33 protein-coding genes and 2 tRNA genes are annotated in these 26,751 nt (G+C 64.2%); 19 read left to right on the top strand and 16 right to left on the bottom strand.

Annotation, left to right across the window (positions count from 1 at the left end):
• Positions 1 to 13: 13 nt before the first annotated feature.
• The 8 genes from ACIP5T_RS03060 to ACIP5T_RS03025 all read left to right on the top strand — a co-directional run bounded on the left by ACIP5T_RS03060 (position 14) and on the right by ACIP5T_RS03025 (position 6,388).
• A complete protein-coding gene (locus ACIP5T_RS03060) occupies positions 14 to 3,790 on the top strand; it encodes a hypothetical protein (protein ID WP_400860490.1) in 3,777 nt (1,258 codons plus the stop codon).
• Entirely contained in the window at positions 3,787 to 3,948 is a 162-nt protein-coding gene (locus ACIP5T_RS03055) for a hypothetical protein (protein ID WP_400860488.1), read from the top strand. Before ACIP5T_RS03060 ends, ACIP5T_RS03055 begins: the two co-directional genes overlap by 4 nt.
• Before the next feature lie 81 nt (positions 3,949 to 4,029).
• Complete coding sequence (locus tag ACIP5T_RS03050) at positions 4,030 to 4,206, top strand: hypothetical protein (protein WP_400860486.1); 177 nt, start codon at positions 4,030 to 4,032, stop codon at positions 4,204 to 4,206.
• A gap of 23 nt (positions 4,207 to 4,229) precedes the next feature.
• The gene (locus ACIP5T_RS03045) at positions 4,230 to 4,388 is read left to right on the top strand and encodes a hypothetical protein (RefSeq protein WP_400860484.1); all 159 of its coding nucleotides are present in this window, start codon (positions 4,230 to 4,232) and stop codon (positions 4,386 to 4,388) included.
• A gap of 149 nt (positions 4,389 to 4,537) precedes the next feature.
• A complete protein-coding gene (locus tag ACIP5T_RS03040; protein WP_400860482.1) occupies positions 4,538 to 5,212 on the top strand; it encodes a hypothetical protein in 675 nt (224 codons plus the stop codon).
• A 33-nt stretch (positions 5,213 to 5,245) separates the two neighbouring features.
• A complete protein-coding gene (locus ACIP5T_RS03035) occupies positions 5,246 to 5,548 on the top strand; it encodes a hypothetical protein (RefSeq protein WP_400860480.1) in 303 nt (100 codons plus the stop codon).
• Between the two features lie 150 nt (positions 5,549 to 5,698).
• Positions 5,699 to 6,043, top strand: a complete 345-nt coding sequence (locus ACIP5T_RS03030) for a hypothetical protein (protein ID WP_400860478.1) — start codon at positions 5,699 to 5,701, stop codon at positions 6,041 to 6,043.
• A gap of 9 nt (positions 6,044 to 6,052) precedes the next feature.
• On the top strand, positions 6,053 to 6,388 hold the full coding sequence (locus ACIP5T_RS03025) for a hypothetical protein (protein ID WP_400860476.1): 336 nt from the start codon (positions 6,053 to 6,055) through the stop codon (positions 6,386 to 6,388).
• 70 nt (positions 6,389 to 6,458) lie between these two features.
• On the opposite strand, the gene ACIP5T_RS03020 is transcribed toward ACIP5T_RS03025, so the two are convergent.
• From ACIP5T_RS03020 to ACIP5T_RS03000, 5 genes are all read right to left on the bottom strand, one after another.
• Positions 6,459 to 6,719 carry a hypothetical protein gene (locus ACIP5T_RS03020; protein ID WP_400860474.1) on the bottom strand — a complete coding sequence of 87 codons (261 nt, stop codon included), beginning with the start codon at positions 6,717 to 6,719 and terminating at the stop codon, positions 6,459 to 6,461.
• Positions 6,716 to 6,976, bottom strand: coding sequence for a toxin HicA (locus tag ACIP5T_RS03015; protein WP_400860472.1), 261 nt, complete (start codon positions 6,974 to 6,976; stop codon positions 6,716 to 6,718). Before ACIP5T_RS03015 ends, ACIP5T_RS03020 begins: the two co-directional genes overlap by 4 nt.
• A 282-nt stretch (positions 6,977 to 7,258) precedes the next feature.
• Positions 7,259 to 7,471 (bottom strand): hypothetical protein, encoded by a 213-nt coding sequence (locus tag ACIP5T_RS03010; RefSeq protein WP_400860470.1) that lies wholly within the window; start codon positions 7,469 to 7,471, stop codon positions 7,259 to 7,261.
• 1 nt (position 7,472) lies between these two features.
• On the bottom strand, positions 7,473 to 7,658 hold the full coding sequence (locus ACIP5T_RS03005) for a hypothetical protein (protein WP_400860468.1): 186 nt from the start codon (positions 7,656 to 7,658) through the stop codon (positions 7,473 to 7,475).
• Between the two features lie 8 nt (positions 7,659 to 7,666).
• Positions 7,667 to 8,212, bottom strand: a complete 546-nt coding sequence (locus ACIP5T_RS03000; RefSeq protein WP_400860466.1) for a hypothetical protein — start codon at positions 8,210 to 8,212, stop codon at positions 7,667 to 7,669.
• Positions 8,213 to 8,294: 82 nt separating this feature from the next.
• On the opposite strand from ACIP5T_RS03000, the gene ACIP5T_RS02995 reads away from it, so the two are divergent.
• Positions 8,295 to 8,555 (top strand): DUF3263 domain-containing protein, encoded by a 261-nt coding sequence (locus tag ACIP5T_RS02995; protein WP_400860464.1) that lies wholly within the window; start codon positions 8,295 to 8,297, stop codon positions 8,553 to 8,555.
• 216 nt (positions 8,556 to 8,771) lie between these two features.
• Here the strand turns inward: ACIP5T_RS02995 and ACIP5T_RS02990 are convergent, their stop codons facing one another.
• From ACIP5T_RS02990 to orn, 5 genes are all read right to left on the bottom strand, one after another.
• Complete coding sequence (locus ACIP5T_RS02990) at positions 8,772 to 9,992, bottom strand: tyrosine-type recombinase/integrase (protein ID WP_400860462.1); 1,221 nt, start codon at positions 9,990 to 9,992, stop codon at positions 8,772 to 8,774.
• Positions 9,985 to 10,257 (bottom strand): hypothetical protein, encoded by a 273-nt coding sequence (locus tag ACIP5T_RS02985; RefSeq protein ID WP_400860460.1) that lies wholly within the window; start codon positions 10,255 to 10,257, stop codon positions 9,985 to 9,987. The genes ACIP5T_RS02990 and ACIP5T_RS02985 overlap by 8 nt, the downstream gene beginning before the upstream one ends.
• 406 nt (positions 10,258 to 10,663) lie before the next feature.
• Entirely contained in the window at positions 10,664 to 10,852 is a 189-nt protein-coding gene (locus ACIP5T_RS02980) for a hypothetical protein (RefSeq protein ID WP_400860458.1), read from the bottom strand.
• 91 nt (positions 10,853 to 10,943) lie between these two features.
• Positions 10,944 to 11,019: transfer RNA gene (locus tag ACIP5T_RS02975), tRNA-His, on the bottom strand.
• A 36-nt stretch (positions 11,020 to 11,055) separates the two neighbouring features.
• Positions 11,056 to 11,682 (bottom strand): oligoribonuclease, encoded by a 627-nt coding sequence (gene orn, locus ACIP5T_RS02970; RefSeq protein WP_400860456.1) that lies wholly within the window; start codon positions 11,680 to 11,682, stop codon positions 11,056 to 11,058.
• A gap of 59 nt (positions 11,683 to 11,741) precedes the next feature.
• Between orn and ACIP5T_RS02965 the strand changes: the two genes are divergently transcribed.
• A tRNA-Arg gene (locus ACIP5T_RS02965) sits at positions 11,742 to 11,817 on the top strand.
• A 17-nt stretch (positions 11,818 to 11,834) separates the two neighbouring features.
• Here ACIP5T_RS02965 and ACIP5T_RS02960 read toward each other — a convergent pair.
• Entirely contained in the window at positions 11,835 to 12,104 is a 270-nt protein-coding gene (locus tag ACIP5T_RS02960) for a hypothetical protein (RefSeq protein WP_400860454.1), read from the bottom strand.
• A 205-nt stretch (positions 12,105 to 12,309) separates the two neighbouring features.
• On the opposite strand from ACIP5T_RS02960, the gene ACIP5T_RS02955 reads away from it, so the two are divergent.
• The 4 genes from ACIP5T_RS02955 to ACIP5T_RS02940 all read left to right on the top strand — a co-directional run bounded on the left by ACIP5T_RS02955 (position 12,310) and on the right by ACIP5T_RS02940 (position 15,759).
• Entirely contained in the window at positions 12,310 to 12,852 is a 543-nt protein-coding gene (locus tag ACIP5T_RS02955; RefSeq protein ID WP_400860452.1) for a single-stranded DNA-binding protein, read from the top strand.
• 90 nt (positions 12,853 to 12,942) lie between these two features.
• The gene (locus tag ACIP5T_RS02950) at positions 12,943 to 13,446 is read left to right on the top strand and encodes a DUF6993 domain-containing protein (protein WP_400860450.1); all 504 of its coding nucleotides are present in this window, start codon (positions 12,943 to 12,945) and stop codon (positions 13,444 to 13,446) included.
• Positions 13,447 to 13,583: 137 nt separating this feature from the next.
• On the top strand, positions 13,584 to 15,263 hold the full coding sequence (ettA, locus tag ACIP5T_RS02945) for an energy-dependent translational throttle protein EttA (RefSeq protein WP_140036997.1): 1,680 nt from the start codon (positions 13,584 to 13,586) through the stop codon (positions 15,261 to 15,263).
• A 7-nt stretch (positions 15,264 to 15,270) separates the two neighbouring features.
• Positions 15,271 to 15,759, top strand: coding sequence for an acyl-CoA thioesterase (locus tag ACIP5T_RS02940; protein ID WP_400860448.1), 489 nt, complete (start codon positions 15,271 to 15,273; stop codon positions 15,757 to 15,759).
• Between the two features lie 16 nt (positions 15,760 to 15,775).
• On the opposite strand, the gene ACIP5T_RS02935 is transcribed toward ACIP5T_RS02940, so the two are convergent.
• Positions 15,776 to 16,663 (bottom strand): acyl-CoA thioesterase, encoded by an 888-nt coding sequence (locus ACIP5T_RS02935; protein ID WP_400860446.1) that lies wholly within the window; start codon positions 16,661 to 16,663, stop codon positions 15,776 to 15,778.
• A gap of 51 nt (positions 16,664 to 16,714) precedes the next feature.
• Between ACIP5T_RS02935 and ACIP5T_RS02930 the strand changes: the two genes are divergently transcribed.
• Complete coding sequence (locus ACIP5T_RS02930; protein ID WP_400860445.1) at positions 16,715 to 17,380, top strand: hypothetical protein; 666 nt, start codon at positions 16,715 to 16,717, stop codon at positions 17,378 to 17,380.
• Between the two features lie 63 nt (positions 17,381 to 17,443).
• On the opposite strand, the gene ACIP5T_RS02925 is transcribed toward ACIP5T_RS02930, so the two are convergent.
• The 4 genes from ACIP5T_RS02925 to pepN all read right to left on the bottom strand — a co-directional run bounded on the left by ACIP5T_RS02925 (position 17,444) and on the right by pepN (position 23,245).
• On the bottom strand, positions 17,444 to 19,102 hold the full coding sequence (locus ACIP5T_RS02925) for an FAD-binding dehydrogenase (protein ID WP_400860443.1): 1,659 nt from the start codon (positions 19,100 to 19,102) through the stop codon (positions 17,444 to 17,446).
• On the bottom strand, positions 19,099 to 19,548 hold the full coding sequence (locus tag ACIP5T_RS02920) for a globin (RefSeq protein WP_400860441.1): 450 nt from the start codon (positions 19,546 to 19,548) through the stop codon (positions 19,099 to 19,101). Before ACIP5T_RS02920 ends, ACIP5T_RS02925 begins: the two co-directional genes overlap by 4 nt.
• Positions 19,545 to 20,618, bottom strand: coding sequence for a mechanosensitive ion channel family protein (locus tag ACIP5T_RS02915; RefSeq protein ID WP_400860439.1), 1,074 nt, complete (start codon positions 20,616 to 20,618; stop codon positions 19,545 to 19,547). Before ACIP5T_RS02915 ends, ACIP5T_RS02920 begins: the two co-directional genes overlap by 4 nt.
• 74 nt (positions 20,619 to 20,692) lie before the next feature.
• Positions 20,693 to 23,245, bottom strand: coding sequence for an aminopeptidase N (pepN, locus tag ACIP5T_RS02910; protein ID WP_400860438.1), 2,553 nt, complete (start codon positions 23,243 to 23,245; stop codon positions 20,693 to 20,695).
• A gap of 124 nt (positions 23,246 to 23,369) precedes the next feature.
• Between pepN and ACIP5T_RS02905 the strand changes: the two genes are divergently transcribed.
• From ACIP5T_RS02905 to ACIP5T_RS02890, 4 genes are read left to right on the top strand one after another with little or no spacing between them, the layout of a single operon-like run.
• The gene (locus ACIP5T_RS02905; protein ID WP_400860436.1) at positions 23,370 to 24,554 is read left to right on the top strand and encodes a ferrochelatase; all 1,185 of its coding nucleotides are present in this window, start codon (positions 23,370 to 23,372) and stop codon (positions 24,552 to 24,554) included.
• Between the two features lie 37 nt (positions 24,555 to 24,591).
• Positions 24,592 to 25,077 (top strand): ribose-5-phosphate isomerase, encoded by a 486-nt coding sequence (locus ACIP5T_RS02900; protein WP_400860435.1) that lies wholly within the window; start codon positions 24,592 to 24,594, stop codon positions 25,075 to 25,077.
• A 1-nt stretch (position 25,078) separates the two neighbouring features.
• Positions 25,079 to 26,077: an Fpg/Nei family DNA glycosylase gene (locus ACIP5T_RS02895; protein WP_400860434.1), complete on the top strand. Its 999-nt coding sequence runs from the start codon at positions 25,079 to 25,081 to the stop codon at positions 26,075 to 26,077.
• A gap of 23 nt (positions 26,078 to 26,100) precedes the next feature.
• Complete coding sequence (locus tag ACIP5T_RS02890) at positions 26,101 to 26,742, top strand: FMN-binding negative transcriptional regulator (RefSeq protein WP_400860433.1); 642 nt, start codon at positions 26,101 to 26,103, stop codon at positions 26,740 to 26,742.
• The last annotated feature ends 9 nt before the right edge of the window (positions 26,743 to 26,751 follow it).

Below are 26,751 nucleotides of genomic sequence, written 5' to 3'. Positions count from 1 at the left end.
CCTTGGGGGTTCCATGTTCGATATTCGCCTTCGCGAGTACACCCCTGCTGGTGTTCGTGGCCGTGTCATCCCGACGCTGGAGATTGACAGCACAGATGCGGAGTCTGCCACTTCGACGCTGACGTTCTCCATGTCGGCTCATATTGCGGAGCGCATGGAAGCTCCGTTCGTGGTGGGTCTCGAGTACACCACGGGTTCGTCGTGGTCGACGCCGCGCAACAACCTGTACGTGGTGCTCGCTGATGCTGAGGATGCCGCTGATCAGACGGACGTGATGAAGTTCACGGCTCAGTCGTACGTGGGCTGGTTGCTGTCGAACGCACTGCACTGGTGGAACACCGACAGCGACGGCAATAACCGTACGTACGACATGACGCCGGGTCGTCTGGTGCGTCAGCTTGTCGCCGAAGCTAAGGGGACAACTGCGGGTGTTGTGCGCGGCTGGGCGCCGATGCTTACGACAGCATTCACCGACACCGCCGATTCGTTGGGTCAGGCGTGGACGGCTGATGACCAGATCAAGATGGAAGTCGACCTGTGGAGGCCGTACTCTGCCCTTTTCCAGACATGGATTGAGCAGGGGCACTTCGAGTGGTGGGCCGAGGGGACAACTCTCATGCTCGCCCGCCTGGGTACGGGCGCTGACCTGACGAGCAAGGTGGCACTCGGTGGGCCTGGGTTCGATTCGGCGCCTGCGAAGACGGACTTCAAGGGGACGTTCTCAACGATCGTTCTGATCCCTGACAAGGCGAACGCCACTCACGCGTACAACGCTGGGGCGGACACTCGTTTCGGTTCCCTGGAAACGTCGATCTCGATGTCGGGCGTGAGCGATTCGGCCACTGCTGTGCGGATGGCTCAGCCTGTGATGAAGGAGAACCGGGCGAAGAAGCTCGAGCTGTCGTTCGATTGGACGCCGGCTGTGGGTGGGCCTGCTCCTTGGGCGGACTTCACTGTGGGCGACCTGGTGATTGCTCGCCGCAAGGTGGGGAAGCTGTCGCAGCGTGTGGTCGGCATTCAGGTGTCGAAGCGTGACGGCGTGGTGTCGGCGCGTGCGATTGTCGGTTCGAAGCTCGTCGGCTTGCAGGCGAAGCTTGCCAAGCGTGTCGGCTCCACCACCACGGGCGGAATCATCGGTGGCAGTGGGGCGGGCGTCCCTTTCAAGCCGGGTGTGAAGCGCCCTGACCCGATTGCCCCGTCCGGTCTCATGGTCACCTCCGCGGCATACTTCGACGCCGTTGGCACCTCGTATGCCTCGGTGACGGCGACGTGCAGCACGGTCACCACTGACGTGATGGGCGGCACGGTCAAGATCAAGTGGTACGAGCTCTGGGCGAAGAAGAATTCGTCGGGGGAGTCGTGGACGCGTCTGGCGCGCACTGAGGTGGAACCGCCGTCGATGACGTACACGGGCCTGCTTGGTGGCGAGTCGTGGTCGTTCAAGGTGCGCGCGTACGCGGACGAGAACGTGATCAGTGCGTTCTCCCCGGTGTTCAGCCTCGTACTCGCGAACGACACGACCGCACCGCCCGTTCCCGCACCGCCCGTCGGCACTTCCCGTCTCGGCCAGGTGCTGATCACGCACAACGGGCTGACGGCAACGGGCGCGGCTCAGCCGATCGACTTCGCCCACTTCAACGTGTGGATGTCGACGACGGCGCTGGGCACTGGTTCCAAGGTTGGCGAGGTGCGCGGCAACGACACGTTCGTCGCACCGCAGCAACCATACGATCAGGCGCGCTGGTTCTTTGTGACGGCCGTGGACAAGTCGGGCAACGAGTCCGCCGCATCCACCCGTATCTCGGTGACGACCCAGTCCGTGGTGTCTACTGACATCACTGACGAGGCGATGGATGCGATCACGGAGATCGTGTCTCAGGATGTGGTGTCCAGTATTGGCGGCACGGTCACGTGGAGCGTGAATGCACCCGTGGTTGGCGATGGTTCGGGTAAGCCTGTTGGGGCCATGTGGTACCAGCGTGACGGCTCCAACAATGTCATTGGCATGTGGGAGTGGTCGGGGTCAGCATGGTTGCCTCGGGTTCTCGCGGACGCAACGCTCGGCAACATCAGCGCGGCGAAGATCACGCTCGGGTTCCTGGATGCCGCGCGTATCCAGTCGAACACGATCACGGCCAGCAAGATCGCTATCGGCGACTTCACGAACCTTGTGAACGGTTCCGATTTCGAGGATGACGCGAAGATCCCGTTCGTGCTCACGACCGGGTTCACGACGGCGGGCGACACGTTCCACACGGGGCTGCGTTCGTTGCGCATCGCAGCGGGGGCAACGACGCGGATCGCAGCAACCGGATATTACGACGTACAGGGTGGCGAGCAGTACTACGCCACTCTGTGGGCGCGTAGGTCTGGTACGTACAACGGCACCTCCGCCGACTCGAAGCTATCTGTCCGAATCCCCGGCTTGGGCCTGATCGGCGCTATCCCTTACGGCGTTGCGGACATTCCGACCACAAACACGTGGACGGAGCTGAAGACCATCTTCACGGTCCCAGCTGGGGCGTCAACGAGGATGTTCTTCGACGTTCGTGGCGATCACACTGCGGGCGATGTGCGACTTGATGACATCATCATCCGTCGCATGAACGCTGGCGAACTGATCGTCGATGGGGCGATCATCGCGCCGAAGCTGGCGACGAACTCTGTTGAGACGGACAAGCTCGCTGCGAATGCGGTCAAGGCCGACAAGATCGACGCCGGCGCCATCACTACGGTGAAGCTCGACGCGTTGGCGGTGACCACGGCAAAGCTGGCGGTTGACGCGGTTGATGCGAACAAGCTCACGGCGAATGCGATCACGTCGAAGCACACCATCACAGGTGCGAAGTTCCAGACGACGGCGACCCCTAGTCGTGGCATCGAGATCACGTCGGCGGGACTGAACGCGTACAACTCGTCGGGTCAAAAGACAGTCGAGATGGTCTCCAGCACCGGAGACGTCACGATCACGGGCACGATCCGCAACAGGATCAGTGGGCCGCGCGTGGAGATCAACAGCAATGACACGCGTGGACTCATCTGGTTCTACGGGGCCGCAGAGGGTGGCACGATCCGTCCCGCGTCGATCCAGAGCGACCCGAACGGGCAGAGCCTGCTTCTGTATGGAGGCAACAACAACACGGCGAGCCCGATCTACACGACGCTGCAGCTCAACGAGCGCAGCGCCACGGTGTCGTGGATGCTCGGTCGATCCGGGTTCGAGGGTGCGGCAGCGTACCCCCGCATCAGGGGTGACGAGAACACAACGACCTTCTGGGAACGCTCCACGGGTCACCGTCTCACTCTCGCCACTGACGGGTACACGGAGTTCGTTGGTAACGGCGTGAGGATCTACGGATCGCAGACCGTCACCGGCAGTAAGAGCTTCGCGATGGATCACCCGACCAAACCGGGCATGACTCTCACTCACGCGTCCACAGAGTCCCCTTACAACGGGGTCGAGTACTGGTCGGATGGGCTGGTTGAGATGCCCGCACAGGGCTTCAAGACGGTCACCCTGCCCTCGTACTTCGAAGCGCTCACGGCAGAGGATCACCGTGTGGCAATCCTCACTGCGGGGTCACCGGATGCGGGGCTGTGGTACGAGCCGATCACGGACGGAAAGTTCATCGTTCACGGCACAGCGGGCGCTCTGTTCAGTTGGGGTGTGAAAGCCCGGCGTGTGCAGATCGTCGATGGTCGGGATGTTCTCGCGTTCCCGATCGAATCAACATCGGTTGCCCCCTCGGTGCCGACCGAACCCGACAAGGAAATGAGTATCGAAGCATGATCGATCCCGTTACACAGAAGATTGCTATCCGCATGTGGAATGAGGCCGTCGCGATGGCCACCCACGAAGTGGAGATCGAGAAGTTGTCTGCCGAGGTCGCGCGACTGCAGGCCGCTGCTTCTGAGGTTGCCCCGTCGCCTGAGGGTGACGCGGACTGACCTAACGGCCCCGCCCATGTGGGCGGGGCCGCCTCATTCCCCTCACTGACCGGTGGGGGTTTCGTCGTTAAGGAGACCCCCATGTCGGATGACTTCATTGAAGCGAGGAAGATACTCGCCAACGCAATCACGTCGGAGATGATCGCGACGAACAACATCGAGGCGCCGAGAATCCTTCCAGGGTTCATCACCGCGGACAAGATCCGAGCCAGCGAGATCACGGTTGAGAAACTGATGCGCGGCAAGGGGAACTCATGACTGTATGGCCGAACGGTTCAGGCATGCCGATGATCCACGGCGTCGACTGTGGCGATACCATGCCGACGATCCCCACGCTGGGAGCGGGGATCGATGAGTCCCGGATTCGCGAGTTTGCGGATGCGGATGCGTTGCTCGCGTGGCTGGAATCCCCGGATGACGAAAGCGATGGGATGGAGTGATGGGCGGCTTGGTCATCGATACAGTCCGTCCGGGCGTGCAGTTCATCCCCGATGCGGCGGCGGCATTCCGACGCGCAGATGCGCAGGTTCGTACCGAGTTCGGCCGCGGCATCGACGTGAACTCCACGTACCGGTCATGGGCAGACCAGATGGTCATGTTCATCAACTGGGGCAGGTACGTCGCGGGTAAGGGGCCATATCCCGGACACAGCAAGGCTGTGCACCCATCCGAGTCGTTCCATGTCGCGGGGGTCGCACTCGACTCGGACGACTGGCGCATCCCCCGCATCGTCGAGATTCTCGCGGAGAACGGGTTCATTCGAAACCGGCTCCACGTACCGAACGAGAACCACCACTTCGAGTGGCTCCGAAACCGTGACCAGAACTATGGCAAGCCCATCGGAGGCAGTGCCGCATCTGCTGGCGGTTCCAGTACCCCCGACATCGAACAACTCTTGGAGGACGCTATGGCGAACCCGATCATCGACGTTGATAGCACCCTCTGGATTGCTCGCAACGATGGCACATTCGAGCAGTACGAGACGTGGAAGGCGCCGAACTCTCGAGGCATCATCTCGAAGGTCTTCTTCGGCGGGAAGGGTGGCACTGACGACAAGATCCCCAAGCTGAGCGCGCCCGACTTCGAGGTTGCGAAGACTGTGTGGCGTCAGATGTGCCGGGGGACTGCTGAGTCTGTCTGGTCGCACAAGATCCCGGCGCAGACTGCGGACGGCCAGCCGGTCAAGCCTGCTGTGTCGTATCGGGCTGACGGCTACATGGCATCGACGAACGCGATCGCCAACGAGCAGCGAACCAAGAAGTGACGGCTAGTCGGCGGCGAGCGTTGGGAGGTGCGCATGGACGTTGTATCTCTCTTCGCCAACGCAACGATCCGTGACATCGGAGCGACCGCGCTTCTGACCATCGTCGTGGTCATGATTCTGCTCGGCAGGTTGCGACCCAAGTCGGCGGTCGACGAGTGGCGCGACGCGTACCTCAAGGAACGTGCGGCCGGGGACGTGATGCGTCAGCAGATCAGCGCGCTGGTATCGACAGGCGTGGTCACGGCGCGCGTCCTGGATTCTCTACCCACTGCGGGGGGTGAGCCAAATGATGTGGAAGAAACTACGGAAACTCGTAGGCGCCGGCGACAAGGCTGAGGCGTCACGTGCGAACGCAGCGGCTGACAAGTCGTTGGCTGATGCTCACGCTCGCACTGACGAGATCGCACAGCTGGTCGGACGGATTCAACAGCACGGGTACGTGAATCACATCGGTGAGCGCGTCATGGCCGGAATTAAGGGGGCGTGATGCTCATCGACGATGTGATCCTGTTCGTCTTGTTCTCGTGGGTGATCCCACTGAGCTTGTTCGTCTTCTATCAACTGACCACCGCGAAGCACGGCACGAAGCATGCACGGCGTCGGCTGAAGTGGCGGGAGATCGCGCCTGTGATGCGCATCCTCGTCGCACAGAAAGCGGCTCTGATCCTGGTCGTCGCGTTCATCGCTCTCGTGCGGTTCATCGGCGACTTCCCCGGACGTGAATGGGTTGCGTTCGGCCTCTACACACTTTTGGTCGGCCTCGCCTGGGTCGTCCTCATATACCAGCGACGCGTGCAGCTCCCGCAAGAGCGCCGCATCCGAAACCTCTAAGGAGATCCCATGAAGACCCTGTTTGATTCGCTCGTGCGAACCTTCACCCCGATCATTGTCGGTGCTGTCCTCGGATGGTTCACCACGTCGGGTATCAAACTCGACCCGGAGTTTGAGACCTCGCTTACCCTCGTCATCGGTGCTGCGTTCGCTGGCCTGTACTACCTGGCTGTGCGTCTGTTCGAGCTCTACGTGTCTCCGAAGTTCGGGTGGCTTCTCGGACTCGCGAAGACACCCGCCTACGAGGTGACGTCTCGTGATGACGTGCTGGCATCCCTCGCCACCCTCACCCCTCAGGAGCGCGAGAACGACATCAACGCCGCTGCTGCACGCAAGGGTCTGTGAACCCCGCGATCACTGAACGAAGCCCCCACCCTGTCTACTCGACGGGGTGGGGGCTATTCGCGGTTCAACTTCAGATGCTGGCGAGTTCCCGCAATGAAGTAGTGGATTCGGTCTTCGAGGCAAAGCCGAGAGGAGTAGGCGGCGTCTCGCCGTCTTCCTTCATATCGGCGAGTACCTCAAGAAGTAGGTTTCGCATGCCCTGAGCGGCGAGGGATCGGTTGTACTCCGAGACCCAGCTCAGCGATGGGAACTCGCGAACGATCGCGACGTACTCACCAGTGGTGCGGTCGCGACCGACGAGGATGTCGTAGTCGTTTGCCTTGTAGTTCATTTCTCCGTGCCCCCTAGGTTCAGCTTGTCAACTGCGGCGAGGACTTGCAAGACCTGGTAACGCTTGGCTTGCCCGTTTTGTTTCTGGATGTTGATCCGAGGGTCGCCCAACCAGGGCGTTTTGAAGATCACGTGGCTGCCGCCGGATCTGCGGGGATCACCAAAGTATTCCACACATACCTTGTGTAGGTCTGTGAACCGCACGTTTTCGGGGCTCTCTCGCATCTGCTCGAGGATGTCATCGATTGAGTTGCCCACGCCGCACAGCCTAGCGATACATGCGTCGCCCTCATTCACGCCGCGGCCAACTCACACCCTCACGTGCGGATGGTGTGCGGTGATCTGGTATCGCCCGACGACGTGCACCCTCCACGATCCACGCATCAATTCCAGGGATCGCACGCAACGCATCGCAGAGAGTCCGCACATAGTCGTCCTCGTAGAACCCGATCCACGTACCCACCGCTTCCTGCAGCACCTCCACACGATCACCCGCAGTCTCGATCAATGATCGCGCCCAAGTGGATGCTCAGGAGCGTGTCAGGGGAGAGGCGCGAACTCCGCGACCACAGGTGCAGGGTTCGTCGTGTACCTGTTTCGCGACATTTCATGCGCGTCGAGTTCGTGGGCGTAGATCTCTTTCACCTCGGACGATTCGATCTCGCTCATGCCGTAGCTCGCGTCGTCGTAGTAGACGTGAAGATCCGGGTCGAGCTTTGAGAGCTGTTCGATGAGTTCCTTGACCGTTGACATCTCAGCCCGCCCGGTATGTGGCCGTGTGCTCCGGGCCGTGATCGTTCTCCAAGATGAACTTCCAGAGTGCCTGACGCACGACCTCGGAAACGTTCGTGTCGTTCTGTGCGGCAACGATCTTCGCGTCACCCCAGAGCTGGTCATCGACACGCACGTTTCGGAGGGTCGTCTTGGGCTGGTTCGGCACGCTACCCATCATGCACCATCACCGCGTCCGGAACGGCGATGCGCTTCTGCGACCAGGGCCGCGGCCTTCTCGTCACTTACGGTCTTGCGAAGCGCTTGGGCTTCGGGCGCACCGAGGCTCGACCGTCCGATCAGATCGACCATGCCCACCTTCTCTGCGGTGTATGTCCAGTTGACGGCCCAACGCTCACCGTATGCGTCGAAGTAAGCACCGATAGGCGAGAACCCCAAGATGACGTGTTCTTCTCCGACCTGGGGGATGCGCTCGAAGGCGATCGGTGACTTCGCTTCGATCTCACCCCAAGCATCTCCCGTAAGCCGAGCCGTATCGCCAACCTCAAATCTGGGGACGCTGCGGACGGCGAAAACTCCGTCGTGGATGGAAAGCTCCCAGAGGTATCCGTCTACCTCACCCGACTCCACGTACTTTCCCATCATGCCGCTTCCCTCTGCTCGCAATTTTTTGACCGTAGTGTTCTTTCCGCCGCGTCGAGGCCGAATGTGCGAGACGTTCTCGGGTTCGATGTCATCGCTTGGCCAATGCAGTCTTCCCATGTCCTCATCTTCCCAGCACCTTCCGACGTTCGGTCGGTGTACCTACACCTTACCACGGTGTACCTACGCCCGGAAGCCCTGAATGTCCGACCCCGCGAGGAACATGAACCCCATGACACCCGCACAACTACTCGACTTCGAACGACGCCACCCACACGCCACACCCGACAAGCACGCACGCATCCGACACGAACTCGGCATCAGTGAGATCCGGTACTACGTGCTGCTCGCGAGGGCTGCCGAATCGGTTGACGGGATCGCTGCTGACCCATTCACCGCGAGGGTAGTTCGAGAGCGGGCATACAAGCGAGCCCGCGAACGTGAGCGAAGGATCGCTTCATGAAACCAGGGAAGCCCCCGCCTGATGGCGGGGGCTTCTTCTGCGTTTACGGGAGACTTCATCGTCTCGGTTCAGCGGTTGTTGCGCTTCTTGCCGTTGGCGGGGTCACCGTTGACCCCGAAGTATCTTCTGGCGATCATCACTACCCGCCGGCCCGAGTCGTTGTGGTTGCTCATGTGACCATTATGTGTCCGTAATTACTGACATGTCAAGTCAGCTTTACGAATCGGCGTGTTGAGTTAGCGAAAGCGGTGACTGTACGCCCGACAGAGTGAGAGCGATCGCACTAGCCATCTGGTCGTGAGCATCCGCCACGAGGTGCCCGTACACGCCCACCGTCGTCGTCACAGACTCGTGACCCATGCGCGCCTGAATGTAGGGGAGAGGAATGCCCTGAGCGATCAGCCAGGAGGCGTGCGTGTGCCTGAGGTCGTGAACGGTAGGTTCGCGCCGCAGCGGCTCGAGACCCACCGCACGGCAAGCTTCCGGGTCGGACGCCTTGATCACAGCAGTGCGCCAGATGCGTGAGTAGAACGCACCGTGCCACATGTGGCCACCCTGGGGCGCGGTGAACACCCATTCGTCCGATGCGCCAGGTTCACCCATGATTGCGACGAGATCCGGGAACAGCGATACGGAGCGCCGCGACTTGGACGACTTCGGATAGCTGAGTAGTGGCCCACCCTTCGATTTCTTCCACGCGCGCGTCACGCGCACCGTTGGGGGAGATCCGTACAGATTCACGTCACCCCACGTCAGAGCGCTCATCTCACCCCACCTGAGCCCCGTGCCGGCTAGGAACAGGATCATGCGTCGGTACCGTTCGGGGATGAAGTGAAGCAGTGTCGAGAACTCGGTAGGCGTGAGGAACACGTTCTCGCGCTTCGTGCCGCGCGTGATCCGCATCTTGAATGCGGGGTTGTCCTTGCGGAATCCTTCGTCGACCGCAGACTTGAGCACGGCGGACAGTAGCGCGTGGTAGTTCTTGATCGTCTTGGATGACAGGTGCTTCTGCTCGGCTTTGGGCTTGTGTCGGTCACGCCAGACAGGTTGCTTCTCCTGCCACGCCAACCATGAGCCGACGTCAGGTTTAGTGATGAGATCGATCGGTATGTCGCCGAGCATCTGCAGCCATGACCGCTCAGCCTCAGCCTCGTAGCCCTCGCGCGTCCCCTTCTCCACGCCAGTCAGCAGTCCGCTGTCGGGGGAGAGGTAGCGGTGTGTGTACTCGCGCAGTGTCGGCGTGCCAGCGATGCGATCTAGGCGCGAGAGTCGGACCTGCTCGGCCGCTTCCCATCCGACGCGTTCAACGAGCCTCTTGTAATCCTCGGCGCCCTTGTGTTCCAGGAACGTTGTCTGCTTCATGCGCCCCTTGTGGCGCACCTGCACGCGCCACCGGATCTCGCCCGATTTCAGCTTTCGATCCGAGATGCTAGCCATGCTTGCCCAACGCCCTTTCGTGGAGGAATTGCTCTCGTTGGGCGAGGTCGCGGCGTGACTTTTCTGTGGCTCCTGAGTGGCTGGCTTCGAGGCGCTCCGCATTGCGAGCTACTTGCTCACCGACTCGACGCTGGGCGAAATGCTCCGTCAATACCCGACACGCGCGCATGACGCAGATGTTCGGATTGTCGGAACTGTCGAGCGCCTGCCAGATGCGATCGATCACAGCCTCAGCGTCGTCGGCCTGCGGGGATGGCTCAGTCATGGTCACTCCCCATTCCTACGCCGGGGGTCGGACACTGGATCTCCGCAGATGCAGCGGATCGGGTCTGCCATGGAGCCGGAAGCTCCGGGGCAGTTCTGGTGCGAACCGTTTGCATCAGCCTGCTCGTATCGCGAACGATCCTGCTCGAACTCGCGTCGAGGCTGGAAGGCGTAGTACGCGCCACTGATTGCGTGAAACCCTTTGTCCACTGCTGAGCGAACCCCGAAAACCTGATCGGACACGAACACGTACGGCTGAGGATCAAGGGTGGTCGGCGTGTTCCTACACTGGGGGTCGGACACTGCAACCTTGACGGGAGCAGAGGCCGGATCTGCGGACTTGCCGTTCGGTATGCACGCCCCCCATTCGCGGATTTCATCCGCTAGGGCGCGCGACGCTGCATCGTTCATTCGTCTTCACCGACATCCAGAAGGATGCCTGCGGACGGCCTTGGTCGCCAGCCAAGATTGATCAGCTCTTGGATGCCGTTCTCGACGCGATGCCCCGAAAGGCCTGCGGAGTCAGCGCGCTCCCATGCTGCCTTGAATGCGGCTACTGCCTGATCGAACTCAGAGATTGAGACCGTAGAGGCCATGATCACTCCCTCGATTGAGGCGTGATCCGAAGCGATGTAGGCGGGGATGTAGGCGGCGGGGGTTCTATCCCCCGCCCGCCCTACTCCCTACTGGGGTGAGTAACGGGACTCGAACCCGCGACATCCGGCACCACAAGCCAGCGCTCTACCAGCTGAGCTATACCCACCATGTGCCGATCGCGATCGGCAACCAGACGAGTCTATTACATGTTCGGGGTGAACTCTGACACGGTGCGCGCCGCGATGTCGCGAGCATCGTCGCTCGACGGGCCGGGCTCATCGACGAAGACCGCCTCGCGGTAATAGCGGAGCTCGCGAATGGACTCGAGGATGTCGGCGAGGGCGCGGTGCCCGCCGTCTTTCGCCGGCGCCTGGAAGAACACCCGGGGGTACCACCGCCGCGAAAGCTCTTTGATGCTCGAGACGTCGACATTGCGGTAATGCAGCCACTGGTCGACCTGAGTCATGTACTTGGCCAGGAACATCCGGTCGGTGCCGATGGTGTTGCCCGCAAGCGGAGCCTTGCGTTCGACAGGGGCGAATCTCTTGATGTATGCGAGGGTCTGCGCTTCGGCCTCTGCCAGCGAGACACCATGGGGGATCTCCGTGATCAGCCCTGACGTCTCGTGCATCTTCGTCACGAAGTCGTTCATGTTCTCGAGTGCTGCATCGCTCGGACGGATGACGACCTGGAAGCCGGGGTCGACCGGTCGGAGTTCGAAATCGGTGACGACGACGGCGATCTCGACGAGCTCGTCGACGGCCAGATCGAGACCGGTCATCTCACAATCGATCCATACGAGGCGGTCGTTCTCTGAGGCAGATACCATTTCGCTATCCTATCGACGGCTCCGACATCCGAGTCGGGCGCGGTACGGTAGATCTGTGCGCCTCCGTAGCTCAGGGGATAGAGCAGGAGCCTTCTAATCTCTTGGTCGCAGGTTCGAATCCTGCCGGGGGCACCATCACCCGAGCAGTGCGGTCATCCGTTGCGCAACGCGGCCACCGCATCATCTGCGCTCCAGAAGTCGCCGACGAGTCGGAACGATGCCGTGGCGAGATGGAGGCGTTCAGCCCGGTAACGCACCCCGAGAGGATCGGGCATGAGGCGCAGGTGTCCGAGGACCCGCTCCTTCGCGTCCTGAACCCGCCAGAGGCGAGCGGAGGCGCGCACGAGGTGCTCCTTCTTGGCCGTCAGCCTCGGTGTGGCGTAGGGAACCTCGGGTACGGAAGTGATCAGGGTTGCAGACATCGAATCTCCTTTCCTGATTCGAACGTATGACCGACCACCGACATTCGCGGCCTGGGACTGCGCAGTGCCCGAGACGCAGTCGCTCTGCACATTCGGACCCCGAGTCGGGTTGTTCAGGGTGCCCGTGTTCTCGGCATCGCCGAGGTCGTGACACGCCCCATTCTGAGGTTGTCCGGACGCACGCTCCGGGAACAGAGGAGAGAACATGCATGACACAGTGACCATCGTGGGCAACGTCGCCACCGATCCCACCCAAGGGCGAACGACCAGTGGAGTTCCCGTGACCAACTTCCGACTCGCCAGCACTCATCGGCGATTCGATGATGCGACGCAGACGTGGGTCGATGCGATGACGAACTGGTACTCGGTCGCGGCTTTCCGTCAGCTGGGGGAGCACGCGAAGGTCTCGCTGCGCTCCGGCGACAGTGTGATCGTGACGGGGAGGATGAAGATCCGTGCATGGGAGAACAACGGCAAGCAGGGCACGAGCGTCGACATAGATGCCGACGCGATCGGCCACGACCTCCGGTGGGGGACGACGGCGTATCGCCGAAGTGCGCGATCGGCGGCCGATGCCTCTCCCAGGAGTTCGATGACATCGGATCCGCAGGACGAGACACGGCACCCGTCGCAAGCGGAAGGCTCCATCTCGGACCTCGACACGTCATGGGCGGCGGCGGACAGCGGGCTGTCGGGAGATGGGGGCGACCTCGTGGACTCGTCTCCCGCAGGCACGAGCCCTCTCTGAGGCGTCGTGGCCGCTCGGCGTCGGCGCCCATGTCGCGCATGAGTGCGATCGCCGTGCGTGTGCGGGGGAGGACACCCTTAGACTCGATTCGTGCCTCGACGACCGGACTCCTCCGCACCGCGCGCGGCGATCGCGACAGGCGTCGCCGTGATGATGGCGCTGCTGCTGACCTCATGCGGTCCGACCTCATCGCCTTCAGTCACGCCGGAACCGACGGATGCCGGTGCGAGCCCCAGCCCGTCGACGCCCCCCTCCGATCCCGTGTATGTCGCGGACGGCACCGCGGACGACAATCTGCCGCTGTTCGCAGCCGTGACCGGTGAGGTGTGGGCGTCCGATCAGAGGGTGTCGGGTCGCGCATACATCGACGCCTTGACGGCCGCAGGATTCGACCGCGCCGCCATGCAGGTGACCCAGGACGTCACGACGGTCGGCAACCCGGTCGAGAGCCTGATGTTCGCCGTACGCTGGGGCGACACGGAGTGCCTCGTCGGTCAGGTGGGTCCGTCGACGGGCGAACCGGTCACGGTCGTCATGCCCCAGCTGGCCGAGGGGCGTTGTCTCGTCGGTGCGACGAGGACGATCGACTGGTGATTCGCCCTTTTGACGACGCGTGTGGCAGTTCGCGCATCCGCGTGTTCAGAGGTTGCGTCTGCCCTCGGTAGCGGCCCTCTCGATCGCCGGTAGGCTGGAGTGTCGATCTTCGACGCCAACAGAAGGAGCGTTTTTCGGTGGCTGAGTACATCTACTCGATGGTTCGTGCGCGCAAGGCGGTGGGCGACAAGCTCATCCTCGACGACGTCACGATGGCTTTCCTCCCCGGTGCCAAGATCGGCATGGTGGGCCCGAACGGCGCTGGTAAGTCGACGATCCTCAAGATCATGGCCGGTATGGACACGCCGTCCAACGGTGAGGCGAAGCTGTCTCCCGGTTTCTCGGTCGGGATCCTGATGCAGGAGCCCGAGCTCGACGAGACCAAGACGGTGATCGAGAACATCCAGGACGGTATCGCCATCAAGGCGAAGGTCGACAGGTTCAACGAGATCTCGATGCTGATGGCAGATCCCGATGCCGACTTCGACTCGCTCCTCGCCGAGATGGGAACCCTGCAGGAGGAGATCGACGCTGCGGACGGCTGGGACCTCGACTCGCAGCTCGAGCAGGCCATGGACGCCCTTCGCACGCCCCCCGGGGACGCGGCGATCGCCCCGCTCTCCGGAGGCGAGAAGCGACGGGTCGCACTCGCCAAGCTGCTTCTGCAGAAGCCCGATCTGCTGCTGCTCGACGAGCCCACCAACCACCTCGACGCGGAGAGCGTGCTCTGGCTGGAGCAGCATCTCCAGGCCTATAAGGGCGCGGTCATCGCCATCACTCACGACCGGTACTTCCTCGACCACGTCGCCGAGTGGATCGCCGAAGTCGACCGTGGCCGCCTGATCGGCTACGAAGGCAACTACTCGACCTACCTGGAGAAGAAGGGCGAACGCCTCGAGATCCAGGGCAAGAAGGACGCCAAGCTCGCCAAGCGCCTCAAGGAGGAGCTGGAGTGGGTCAGGTCCAGCGCGAAGGGTCGCCAGACCAAGTCGAAGGCTCGACTCGCGCGGTACGAGGAGATGGCGACGGAGGCGGAGCGGACCCGGAAGTTGGACTTCGAGGAGATCTCGATTCCCGCGGGGCCTCGCCTCGGCAGCATCGTGATCGATGCGAAGAAGCTGCAGAAGGGCTTCGACGGCCGGGTGCTCATCGACGGTCTCAGCTTCAACCTCCCGCCGAACGGGATCGTCGGCGTGATCGGGCCCAACGGTGTCGGTAAGACGACCCTGTTCAAGACGATCGTGGGCTTGGAGCCGCTCGACGGCGGTGACCTCAAGATCGGCGAGACTGTCAAGATCAGCTACGTCGACCAGTCGCGCTCGAACATCGACCCCGACAAGACGCTGTGGGAGGTCGTCTCTGACGGCCTCGATGTCATCACGGTCGGCAAGACGGAGATCCCCTCACGCGCGTACGTCTCGAAGTTCGGATTCAAGGGGCCGGACCAGCAGAAGAAGGCAGGTGTGCTCTCCGGTGGTGAGCGCAACCGTCTGAACCTGGCCCTCACGCTCAAGGAGGGTGGCAACCTGCTCCTCCTCGACGAGCCCACGAACGACCTGGACGTCGAGACGCTGGGTTCACTCGAGAACGCGCTTCTCGAGTTCCCCGGCTGCGCTGTGGTCATCACCCACGACCGGTGGTTCCTCGACCGCATCGCGACCCACATCCTCGCGTACGAGGGCACCGACGAGAAGCCCGCTCAGTGGTACTGGTTCGAGGGCAACTTCGAGGCGTACGAGGAGAACAAGATCCAGCGACTCGGCGCCGACGCGGCCAAGCCGCACCGCTCGACGCACCGCAAGCTCACGCGCGACTGATCGCTCGATGTCCGACCTGACACCGGGACCCCGGCTGCACATTCCGATCCACCTCCGCTGGGGCGATCTGGACGCATTCAATCACGTCAACAACACCTCGATGCTCAAGCTGCTCGAGGAGGCGCGCGTGCGCGCGTTCTGGCGTGCGGGTCCCGGTGAACAGGCGCCCTCGACCGCCGTGCTCGACTCAGGCATCGACGAGGGCACCCTGACGCTCATCGCGCGGCAGGAGATCGAGTACCTCGCACCGGTGCCCTATCAGCGTCGCCCGCTCGAAGTGCAGATGTGGTTCGGCAAGCTCGGTGGCTCCAGCGTCGAGGTCTGCTACGAGGTGCACAACGACCCTGCAGCCGAGCCCCGCACGATCTATGCGCGGTCGACCGCGATCATCGTGCTCGTCGATGCCAAGACGGGCCGGCCCACCCGACTCACCCAGGAGATGCGCGACGCGTGGGAGCCGTATGTCGGTCCCTCCATCGAGTACACCCACCGTTGACCCGAGGCGCCCGCGATCAGGCCGGGTCGGGCACTCTGACCATGATCTCCTGCGCCACGGAGGCCACCAGGTCGCCCGACTGCGTGTAGATGCGTCCCTGAGCAAGACCTCGGCCGCCACGAGCGTTCGGCGACTCCTGGAGGTAGAGCAGCCATTCGTCGACGCGAGCGGGCCGGTGCCACCACATCGCGTGGTCGAGGCTCGCCACCTTCAGCCCGGGAAGCCCCCAGTACACGCCATGGGCGCGCAGGATCGATTCCTGGATCGTCATGTCGCTCAGATACGCAAGAGCTGCCCGATGGATGCGCTGATCGTCAGGAAGAGGCGCCTTCATCCGCATCCAGACACCCTGCTGCGGTACCCGGGAATCCTCGCTCGGCAGGAACATCGGCGAGTCGATGTGGCGGACATCGGCGGCGCGATCGCTGAGCATGCGAACGACGCCGGACGGCAGGCCGTCGACGCGCTCCTCGTCGGGCAGTAGAGAGTCCGGACCAGGGATGCCGTCGGGCATCGGAACTGCGTGCTCGATGCCCGGATCGTCGTCCTGGAAGGAGGCGATCATCGAGAAGATCGGCACCCCGTTCTGATACGCCTGCGAACGACGGGTCGAGAAGGACCGCCCGTCGTGGATGCGATCGACCGCGATCGTGATGCCCTGGCTTGCGTCGCCGGGCCGAAGAAAATACCCGTGCATGGAGTGCACTGCACGATCTTCCGGAAGCGTCCGTTCCGCGGCGAGGAGGCTCTGGGCGAGCACCTGGCCGCCGTATATCCGCCCAGAGGGCATCGGATGCGAAGACCCCGTGAAGATGTCCTCCGTGGTGCGGGCCTGAGTCGAATCGAGGTCCAGCACGTCCAGGAGCTGTTCGACGGTGCGAATCGCGTGTGCGTCGGCGGTCATGAGTTCCTTTCCGCGACTGCGGATGCCGCTGGCGTTGCTAGTTTAGAGGGTGTGCCCCACCAGCTTCTTCTCGCAGACGCCGAGACCGCGAAGGACGTTCTGACCTTCCTCGGCCGAGCGACCCGCATCTCCGATGAGGGGGTTCGGCTGCAGGCGGCGCGGGGTGTTCTCGCGCTCACCGGGGCCGCTCTCTCGCCTCAGGGTCTGTTCGACCAGACCCCGACGGTGCTGGCGATGCGCGTCGTGCAGGCGGACCCTGAGCTCGAGTGCGATGTCGTCGTCGCATCTCTCACGGCGACCGACGATGAGCGCGCGCTGGGTCTCCCCGAGACAGGTCTTTCGCCAGCGTGGGCCGGAGTCGCTCCGCCGCGAGGCCAGTGGCTGACGGTCTCGACTCTGGCAGCATCCGTCATAGCCCGGCGTGCGCAGTGGGGGATCAGCGCCGTAGCGCGCGGAGCGACGCCCGGGTCGGGGGAGGAAGCCGTGAGAGCGCTCCGTGCAGCGATCTGGGGCGAACCCGATGAGGATCTCGGCGGCCTGCCGCGCGGAGTCGCCTTCGCAGCCGATGCGTTCGGCTTCATCTCCGGCGAGGAGGAAGTCCCTGTCATGCAGTCCGGGCGATGGACTCGACTCGCTTTCCGGCGGGGCCACGTTCTCGCTCGAGGGCCCGTTGCCACAGGGCTGACAGCGGTCCGAGGCACGGGCTCCGCCCGATAGCGGCGTCGGGCTAGAGGCGCGGTCACCCGAGGAGTGCCGTCGACCGACGGTGCGAGCGTGAGGTCACCGGGCCGCGGCGCGTCCGGCTTGGCGGCCCGAGAAGAGGCACCCGCCGAGGAACGTTCCCTCGAGCGCACGGTACCCGTGAACTCCGCCCCCGCCGAAGCCGCTCGCTTCGCCTGCCGCGTACAGACCGGGAATCGGTGAGCCGTCGGCTCCGAGAGCGCGGCCATCGAGATCGGTGGTGATCCCTCCGAGTGACTTCCTGGTGAGCACGTGCAGCTTGACGGCGACGAGAGGTCCGGCGGCCGGATCCTGAAGGCGATGCGGAGCTGCGGTGCGGATCAGCTTGTCGCCGCGGTAACCGCGCATCGAACGCAGCATGCCGATCTGGGCATCCTTCGTGAACTCGTTGTCCATCTCCAGGTCACGTGCGATGACCTCCCGCCGCACGTGATCGATGTCGAGTGATTCTCCGCCTGGATGCTTCTGCATCTGCTCGAGCAGCGATTCGAGGTCGTTCTCGACGATGAAGTCCTCTCCTTCGTCGAGGAACGCCTGCACCGGACCCGTCGGTCCCTTGGCGAGCCGGGACTTCACGAGCAGTCCGACATCCTTGCCTGTGAGATCGGGATTCTGCTCGCTCCCCGAGAGGGCGAACTCCTTCTCGACGATCTGACGTGAGGTGACGAACCACGAGTGGTCGTAGCCGGTGGCGCGGAGGTGAGCGAGCGTGCCCAGAGTGTCGAAGCCGGGGAAGAGCGGCACGGGCAGTCTCCTGCCCGTGGCGTCCAGCCAGAGCGAGGACGGCCCGGGGAGGATTCGGATGCCGTGCGACGGCCACACGGGATCCCAATTGGTGATGCCCTCGACGTAGTGCCACATGCGGTCGCCGTTGATGAGGCGCGCACCGGCCACCTCCGACACGGCGTGCATCGAACCGTCCACGTACGAGGGGACCCCCGTGAGCATGTGATCAGGCGGCACACCGAGACTGGCAGGCCATGCGGCGCGGACGAGGTCGTGGTTTCCTCCGATACCGCCCGACGAGACGATCGTGGCACCGGCGCTGATCTCGAAGTCGCCGATCGCGTGCCGTGACGATTCGACGCCGCGAGCGGCAGGGCTCGACTCCAGGATCGTCCCGCGCGCGCCGGTGACCGCTCCGTCCGTCATGATGAGCTCCGTCACGCGATGACGGGGGAGGATGGTGATCCGGCCTTCGCGCTCGCCCTGTTCGACCGCTGAAGCGAATGGTGCGACGACACCCGGCCCGGTGCCCCAGGTGATGTGGAATCGGGGGACCGAGTTGCCAGGGCCGAGTGCACCGTACCCTCCGCGCTCGGCCCAGCCGACGACCGGGAAGAAACCCACTCCGCGTTCGCGCAACCAGGAGCGCTTCTCTCCAGCGGCGAACTGCAGGTACGCTTCGGCCCACCGTCGCGGCCAGTCGTCTTCAGGGCGATCGAACGACGCGGTCCCGAACCAGTCCTGTGTGGCGAGGGCGAGCGAATCGCGGATGCCCATCCGTCGCTGCTCGGGAGAATCGATGAGGAACAGGCCGCCGAACGACCACCAGGCCTGCCCGCCGAGGTTCGTGCGCGGCTCCTGGTCGACCAGGATCACACGACGGCCGGCGTCCAGCGCCTCACCTGCTGCGACGAGACCGGCGAGCCCCCATCCGATGACCAGGACGTCTGCAGACAGGGGCGTGTTCGTCATGTGGTCTCCGTTGATTCCTGACGTGATCGGGTCTCGAGCGTGGGCCGCCCGGCCGAGGGCGTGCCGATGCCGGACGCCTCGAATGTGTTCACCATGGCATACGCGGCGCGTTCGAGGTAGTCCCACAGGGTCGATTCGTGGAGGGGCGACAACTGCGCCTCGTCCACAGCCGTCCGCATGTGTCGGAGCCACCGGTCACGAGCGTCGGGGTCGACGTGGAAGGGCATGTGGCGCATCCGCAGGCGGGGGTGCCCTCGCGTCTCGCCGTAGGTCGTCGGGCCGCCCCAGTACTGCTCGAGGAACATCAGCAGCCGCTCCTCGGCGGGGCCGAGGTCCTCTTCCGGGTACATCGGCTTCAGCACCGGGTCGAGGGCGACTTCGCGGTAGAAGACCGACACGATCTTCGCGAAGGTCTCGCGACCACCGACCTCGTCGTAGAACGTCACTTCTGGGAGCTCCCGTCGTCGTTCGTCTTCTTGCGCCGCCAGATTCCGCGATCCGGGATGACGGGCACTCCGGTGACGGCGTTCGGACGTGTCTTGGGCGGATTGGCGCCCCGCACGCGGCGGGCGCCTTCGAGACCGGTGGGCACCACGGTCGTCATGCTCGGGAGGACGATATCGTTCTCGAGCATCGCCGATCGCAGGCGCTTGCGGAGCTCCTGGGCGACATCGTCCTTGGCGTTGGCGCGAGCTTTGATGACGAGCCGGACGACCAGCGCCTCGCCGTCGATAGACTCGAGCCCCCACAGCTCCGGCTTCTCGATGATGCGGGTTCGCCACTTCGGGTCCTTCGAGAGCGCGAGCGCTGTGTCGAGCATCGTCTGCTCGACCTTCTCGAGGTCGGAGTCGAGCGGCACGCCGAGATCGATGATCGCCCTGGCCCAGCCCTGCGACATGTTTCCGATGCGGAGCACCTCGCCGTTGCGGACGTACCAGAGCGTTCCGTTCACGTCACGCACTTGCGTGATGCGCACACTGACGTACTCCACGACACCGCTCGCGAGGCCAAGGTCGACGACGTCGCCGATGCCGATCTGATCCTCCGCCACGATGAACATGCCGTTGAGCACGTCTTTGACGATGTTCTGGGCACCGAAACCGAGACCCGCGCCGACGGCGGCGGTGAGGAGTGTCAGCGAGCCGAGCAGGCTGTTGTCGAGAGCGTTCACGATCAGCACGACGGCGATCACGACGAGCATCACATTGACGATGTTCTGAAGGATCGTGCCCAGGGTGCGTGTGCGCTGCACGAGACGCATGTCAGCGAGGGGCGAACGCTCCAGCGCCTGGGTGTCGTCGACGGCGGCCTTGTTCTTGGCGCTGTCGACGATGCGATGTACCACCCGCCGGATCACCACACGCAGCACGAGTGCGATGATCACGCACGAGGCGATGATGATCGCCACGTGGAGCGCCCTCCAGCCAACCGTCGCGAGGATCGCGAGGAAGTCTGTCCATGCGGTGGCTGGCACCGTCTCAGCAGGCGGGGGAGTGGGTTCGAAGGGGATCATCATCACTCCAGATACTAACGATCAGGCCTCTGTGCGGGCTGGATGCACCGCGCAGAGGCCTGATCGCAGAAGCCGGCTCAGTCCTCGGCGTCGCGGGACTGTGCAGCGAGGGCGCGCTCGACGTCGGCGAGGTTCTCGAGCACGAGACGGCGCAGCGCCGGTGCCGCGTCCTGGTTGGCAGACAGCCAGGCCCGCGTCGCATCACGGAGTTCGACGTCCGCGATGGCCGTCGGGAACAGGCCGACGACCAGATACTGCGCGATCTGATAGCTGCGAGACTCCCAGATCGGCACCAGCATGTCGAAGTACGCGGGTACGAACTCGCGAAGAGCCTCGGCGCCCGCCGGGTGCACGAAGCCGAGCGCCGCGGAGCGCACAATCGTGTTCGGGGCGTCGTCACGCTCGATCAGCGACGCCCAGGCGGCCTTCTTCGAGGCGGAGTCGGGCAGCGCCGCACGTGCCTGTGCGGCGAACTCGCCGCCCTTCGACGTGTTGTCCGACGAGAGTGCGGCATCGATGGAAGCGGCATCCGTCGCACCGATCGTGGCGAGTCCGACGAGCAGCTGCCAGCTGAGGTCCGCGTCGATCTCGAGACCCGGGAGCGTTTCCTCGCCGGAGCGCAGCCGACCGATGATGCCCGCATGCTCTGGCGTCACGAGCGCGTTCGCGAACGCCGTCACGAACTGCAGCTGACTGTCGCTTCCCGACTCGGCGGACTCTGCGAGCGCCCAGAGCCCGTCCGCGACCTTCTGGCGGGCGGCGAGGCGAGCCTCCGGTGTGACGTAGAGCGTCGCGGCGCTGCGCAGCTGCGCCAGCGTGGTGCGGACAGTGGTGGACTCCGTCTCGCGGCCGATGTTGCCGAGTACGAGGTCGATGTAGTCGGAGGCCGCGGTCTCGGCATCGCGGGTCTGGTCCCATGCCGCTCCCCAGACGAGGGAGCGGGCGAGGGGATCGGTGATGTCGGCGAGGTGCGCGATCGCGGTGGCGAGGGAGCGTTCGTCGAGGCGGATCTTCGCGTAGGCGAGGTCGTTGTCGTTGAGCAGCACGAGATCGGGGCGCTTGAGGCCGTGCAGCTCGGGGACCTCTGTGCGGTCTCCGTCGACGTCGACCTCGGCGTAGTGCGAGCGCACGAGAGCGCCGCCCTGGAGGGAGTAGAAGCCGATGCCCAGGCGGTGAGGACGGATGGTCGGGTAATCGGCCGGAGCGGTCTGCGTCACGGCGAATCGCGTGATCGTGCCGTCGGAGTCATCTGCGATCACCGGTTCGAGAGTGTTGACGCCCGCGGTCTCGAGCCACTTCTTCGACCAGGTGCTCAAGTCGCGTCCGCTGGTGGCCTCGAGCTCGGTGAGCAGGTCGCTGAGCTCGGTGTTGCCCCAGGAGTGCTTCTGGAAGTACTGCGATACGCCGGCGAAGAACGCCTCGATGCCGACCCAGGCGGCGAGCTGCTTGAGGACCGAGCCGCCCTTCGCGTAGGTGATGCCGTCGAAGTTCACCTGCACGTCTTCGAGGTCGTTGATCTCGGCCACGATGGGGTGGGTCGAGGGAAGCTGATCCTGGCGGTAGGCCCAGGTCTTCTCCATGGCGTTGAACGTCGTCCACGCCTCGGTCCATTCGGTGGCCTCAGCCGTCGCGATCGTCGACGCCCATTCCGCGAACGACTCGTTCAGCCAGAGATCGTTCCACCACTTCATCGTGACGAGGTCGCCGAACCACATGTGCGCCAGTTCATGCAGGATCGTGACGACGCGGCGTTCCTTGACGGCATCGGTCACCTTGCTGCGGAACACGTAGGTCTCGGTGAAGGTGACCGCGCCCGCGTTCTCCATGGCACCCGCATTGAACTCGGGGACGAACAGCTGGTCGTACTTCGCGAAGGGGTACGGCACGCCGAACTTCGACTCGAAGTAGGCGAAGCCCTCGCGCGTCTTGTCGAAGATGTACTCGGCGTCGAGGTGCTGCCACAGGCTCTTGCGACCGTAGACGCCGAGCGGGATCACGCGGCCCGATGCGCTGGTGAGCTCGGAGAACGTCGCCTCGTAGGGGCCCGCGACGAGCGCCGTGATGTAAGAGGAGATGCGGGGCGTCGGCTCGAAGCCCCAGGTCGCCACCGAGTGGTCGTCGTGGACGATGGGCTCGGGCGTGGGGGAGTTGGAGACGACCTTCCAGGATGCCGGTGCCGTCACCGTGAACTGGAATGTCGCCTTCAGGTCGGGCTGCTCGAACACGGCGAACACGCGCCGCGAGTCGGGGACCTCGAACTGGGAGTAGAGGTAGACCTCGCCGTCGACCGGGTCGACGAATCGGTGCAGGCCCTCGCCGGTGTTCGTGTACTCGCAGTCGGCGTCGACCACGAGGACGTTCTCGGCCTGCAACCCGGCGAGCGCGATGCGCGAGTCGGCGAAGACCTCGTCGGGGTCGAGCTGCTCGCCGTTCAACGAGATCTCGCGAACGTCGCGTGCGATCAGGTCGATGAAGGTGTGGCTCTCCGGTGTCGCGGTGAACCGGACGACGCTGCGGGAGCCGAAGACCTCCGCACCCTTCGTCAGGTCGAGCGAGACTTCGTACGACTGGGTGTCGATGACGTCGCGGCGCTCCTGCGCTTCGATGCGGGTGAGGTTCTCTCCAGGCACAGCTGTACTCCCAGGGGTGAGGGGATGCTGCCGCAACCCAGCGCAGTTGGCGCCCACGGCAACCATGACAGCCTACGCCAGCACGGCGGCCTGACTCACTTCCAGGAGATGAAAGAATGGACGGGTGACCGCGATCGAGCCGAACACCGTCCTCTTTGCTTCCGATGCTGCTGCCTCCGGCGCGCCGTACATGACCACCCCCGTGGCCTATGACGGCATCCTGCTCGCCGGCTTCGGCGGCCCTGAGGGACAGGATGACGTCATCCCGTTCCTCCGCAACGTGACGCGGGGCAGGGGGATCCCGGATGAGCGTCTCGAAGAGGTCGCGCACCACTACCGCCACTTCGGGGGCGTGAGCCCCATCAACGGGCAGAACCGCATCCTCAAGGAGGCGCTCGAGGGCGAGCTCGCCCGCCGTGGCATCGATCTTCCGGTGTACTGGGGCAATCGCAACTGGAGCCCGTACCTCGAAGAGGTCGTCACCGAAGCGGCAGCCGATGGCAAGACGACGCTGCTCGCCTTCGCCACGAGCGCCTACAGCTCGTTCTCGAGCTGCCGGCAGTACCGCGAGGACTTCGCGCGAGTGCTCGAGGAGACGAAGCTCGGCGAGACGGTCACGATCGACAAGATCCGTCCCTTCTACGATCACCCCGGTTTCGTCGAGTCGTTCGAGACGGGCGTCCGCGAGGCCGTGGAGACCTTCCTCGCTCAGGGCATCGCTCCCGCCGACATCCAGATCCTCTTCTCGACGCACAGCATCCCGACCGCGGATGCCGAGCGTTCGGGCGCCCGCGACATCGATTGGGGAGAGGGCGGCGCGTATGCCGCTCAGCATCTCGCCGTCGCCGCCTGGGTGATGGATCGGGTCCGCGAGAGCGTCCCGGACGCAGCTGACGTCTCATGGGAGCTGGTCTACCAGTCCCGTTCGGGCCCCGCCTCGCAGCCGTGGCTCGAGCCTGATGTGTGCGACGTCATCGGCGAGCTGCCCGCACGCGGTCGCAAGGCCGTGGCAGTGGTGCCCGTCGGTTTCATGAGCGACCACATGGAGGTGCTCTGGGACCTCGACACCGAGGCCGCTGAAGCGGCGGAGGAAGCGGGACTCGCCTTCACGCGCACTCCGACGCCCGGGGTCGCTCCGTCGTTCGTCACCGGCATCGTCGACCTGATCGTCGAGCGCCTGGAGGGCCGTCCCAATGAGGAACGCCCCCATGTGACGTCTCTTCCCGGTGCGTTCGACGTGTGCCGCCCCGGTTGCTGCGAGAACGTGCGGGCGGGATTCAAGCCGGCCGCTGCCGGCGTGGCTCCGTGAGCACGCGCTGACCTTCGGCGCTTCTAGGATGGATGCCATGCGCATCCATATCGCCACCGATCACGCCGGTCTCGACTTCTCGACACAGCTGCAGGATCATCTGCGCCGTGCCGGGCATGAAGTCGTCGACCACGGTCCGGTGGAGTACGACGCGCTCGACGACTACCCCGCGTTCTGCATCCGCGCGGCACAGGCGGTCGTGTCAGACCAGGCAGCCGGCATCCGGACGCTGGGTGTGGTCTTCGGCGGCTCGGGCAACGGCGAGCAGATCGCCGCGAACAAGGTGGAGGGCGTCCGCGCCGCACTGGTGTGGAACACGTCGACGGCTGAGCTGGCCCGCGAGCACAACGATGCGAACGTGATCTCGATCGGGGCGCGTCAGCACACCTTCGACGAGGTCACCTCGTTCATCGACACCTTCATCGCGACGCCGTTCTCATACGACGAGCGCCACGTCCGTCGCATCGGTCAGATCGCAGATTTCGAGCGCGACGGATCGCTGCTTCCGGATCCGCGGGCCTGATATGCCCGAGGGTCACTCCGTCCATCGCATCGCTCGACAGTTCGAGCGGAACTTCGTCGGCAAGACGATGCTCGCCTCGAGCCCGCAGGGACGTTTCGCCGAGGGTGCGGCCGTTCTGAACGGTCGCGAAGCGATCAGCGTGCAGGCGGTGGGCAAGCAGATGTTCCTCGAGGCCGAGGGAGATGTGTGGCTGCGCGTGCACCTCGGTCTCTACGGAGCCTGGGACTTCGCGGGAGAGATCCTGGTCGACCCCACCATCGCCTCGGCGAACGGTCGAATGGGACAGACCAACCAGCGGGGCACGGTGGTCGACGAGGAGATCCTCGACGACGCGGGCGAGAACTCGCTCGCCTCGATCGGCGCCCCCCGACGCACTCGCGTGCACGTCCGCATGTCGGAGCAGACGAAGGGCCTTGCTGACGAGGGTCTGGAATGGCCGCCCCCGGTCGTCGGCCAGGTCCGACTGCGTCTGATGACCGACATCACCGCTGCAGATCTGCGGGGGCCCACCGCCTGCGTCCTTCAGACCCCTGAAGAGATGCTCGCCAGCGTCGCGAAGCTCGGTCCCGATCCACTCGTGGGTGATCCCGCACAGAACGAGGAGCGCTTCGTTCAGGCGGTCCGCAAGAAGCCGACGGTGATCGCGCTCCTGCTGATGGATCAGGCCGTGGTGAGCGGCATCGGCAACGTGTATCGCGCCGAGATGCTGTTCCGCCAGCGATTGAACCCGCACACGCCCGGCCGCGAGGTTCCGGAAGACATCGTGCGAGCCCTGTGGCACGACTGGGTGCGTCTCCTTGCCATCGGCGTCGAGACCGGGCAGATGATGACCATGGACGACCTCTCGCCCGATGCGTACCGAGCCGCGATGGCGAGCCGCGACGACCGGCACTGGGTCTACCATCGCGCCGGGCTGCCCTGCCGCATCTGCGGCACCGAGATCGCTCTCGAGGAGATCGGGGCACGCAAGCTGTACTGGTGCCCACGCTGCCAAGCGTGACCCGGCGGCCATAGGCTGAGGGGATGCGTCAGAACCCCAGTTTCACGCTCGCTGATGTGCCCGAGATCCGTCGCATCATCGATGCGAACCCTTGGGCGACGATCGTGAGCCACGGTCCCGATGGGCTCGTCTCGTCGCACTACGTCGTTCTGCTCGATGAGGATCGCGACGACCTCACGGTCGTGGGCCATGTCGGGCGGCCGGACGACCTGATCCACGGCCTGGGCGAGAGGGAGCTGCTGGTCGTCTTCCAGGGACCGCACGGCTACATCTCACCCGGATGGTACGGCGATGTGCAGTCGGTGCCGACCTGGAACTACACGGCCGTGCATCTCGCGGGGACTCCCGAGATACTCGGCGATGACGAGAACCTCGCCGTGCTGGACCGGCTGGTCGACCGTTTCGAGGGGCGTATGCCTGAGCCTCGGCGCATGTGGGAACGGCCGAACGATCCCGCATTCGTGACGCGGCTCGCCGGAGGGACAGTGGGCTTCAGACTCACCCCGATCAGAGTCGTCGCCAAGCGCAAGCTCAGTCAGAACAAGCCGCTCGAGACCGTGGAGACCGTGATCGCCGAGCTCGAGGGTGATGGCCCGTACGCACACCCCGAACTGGCGGCCGAGATGCGTCGCGCGCAGCAGGCGCGCGCCGGAGCACGTTCGTGATCGGGATCG

The sequence above is a fragment of the Microbacterium sp. NPDC088619 genome (genome assembly GCF_044752825.1).
GTDB lineage: Bacteria > Actinomycetota > Actinomycetes > Actinomycetales > Microbacteriaceae > Microbacterium.
The sequence above is the reverse complement of the archived record's forward strand: the minus strand, read 5'-3'. Positions and strand labels throughout refer to the sequence as shown.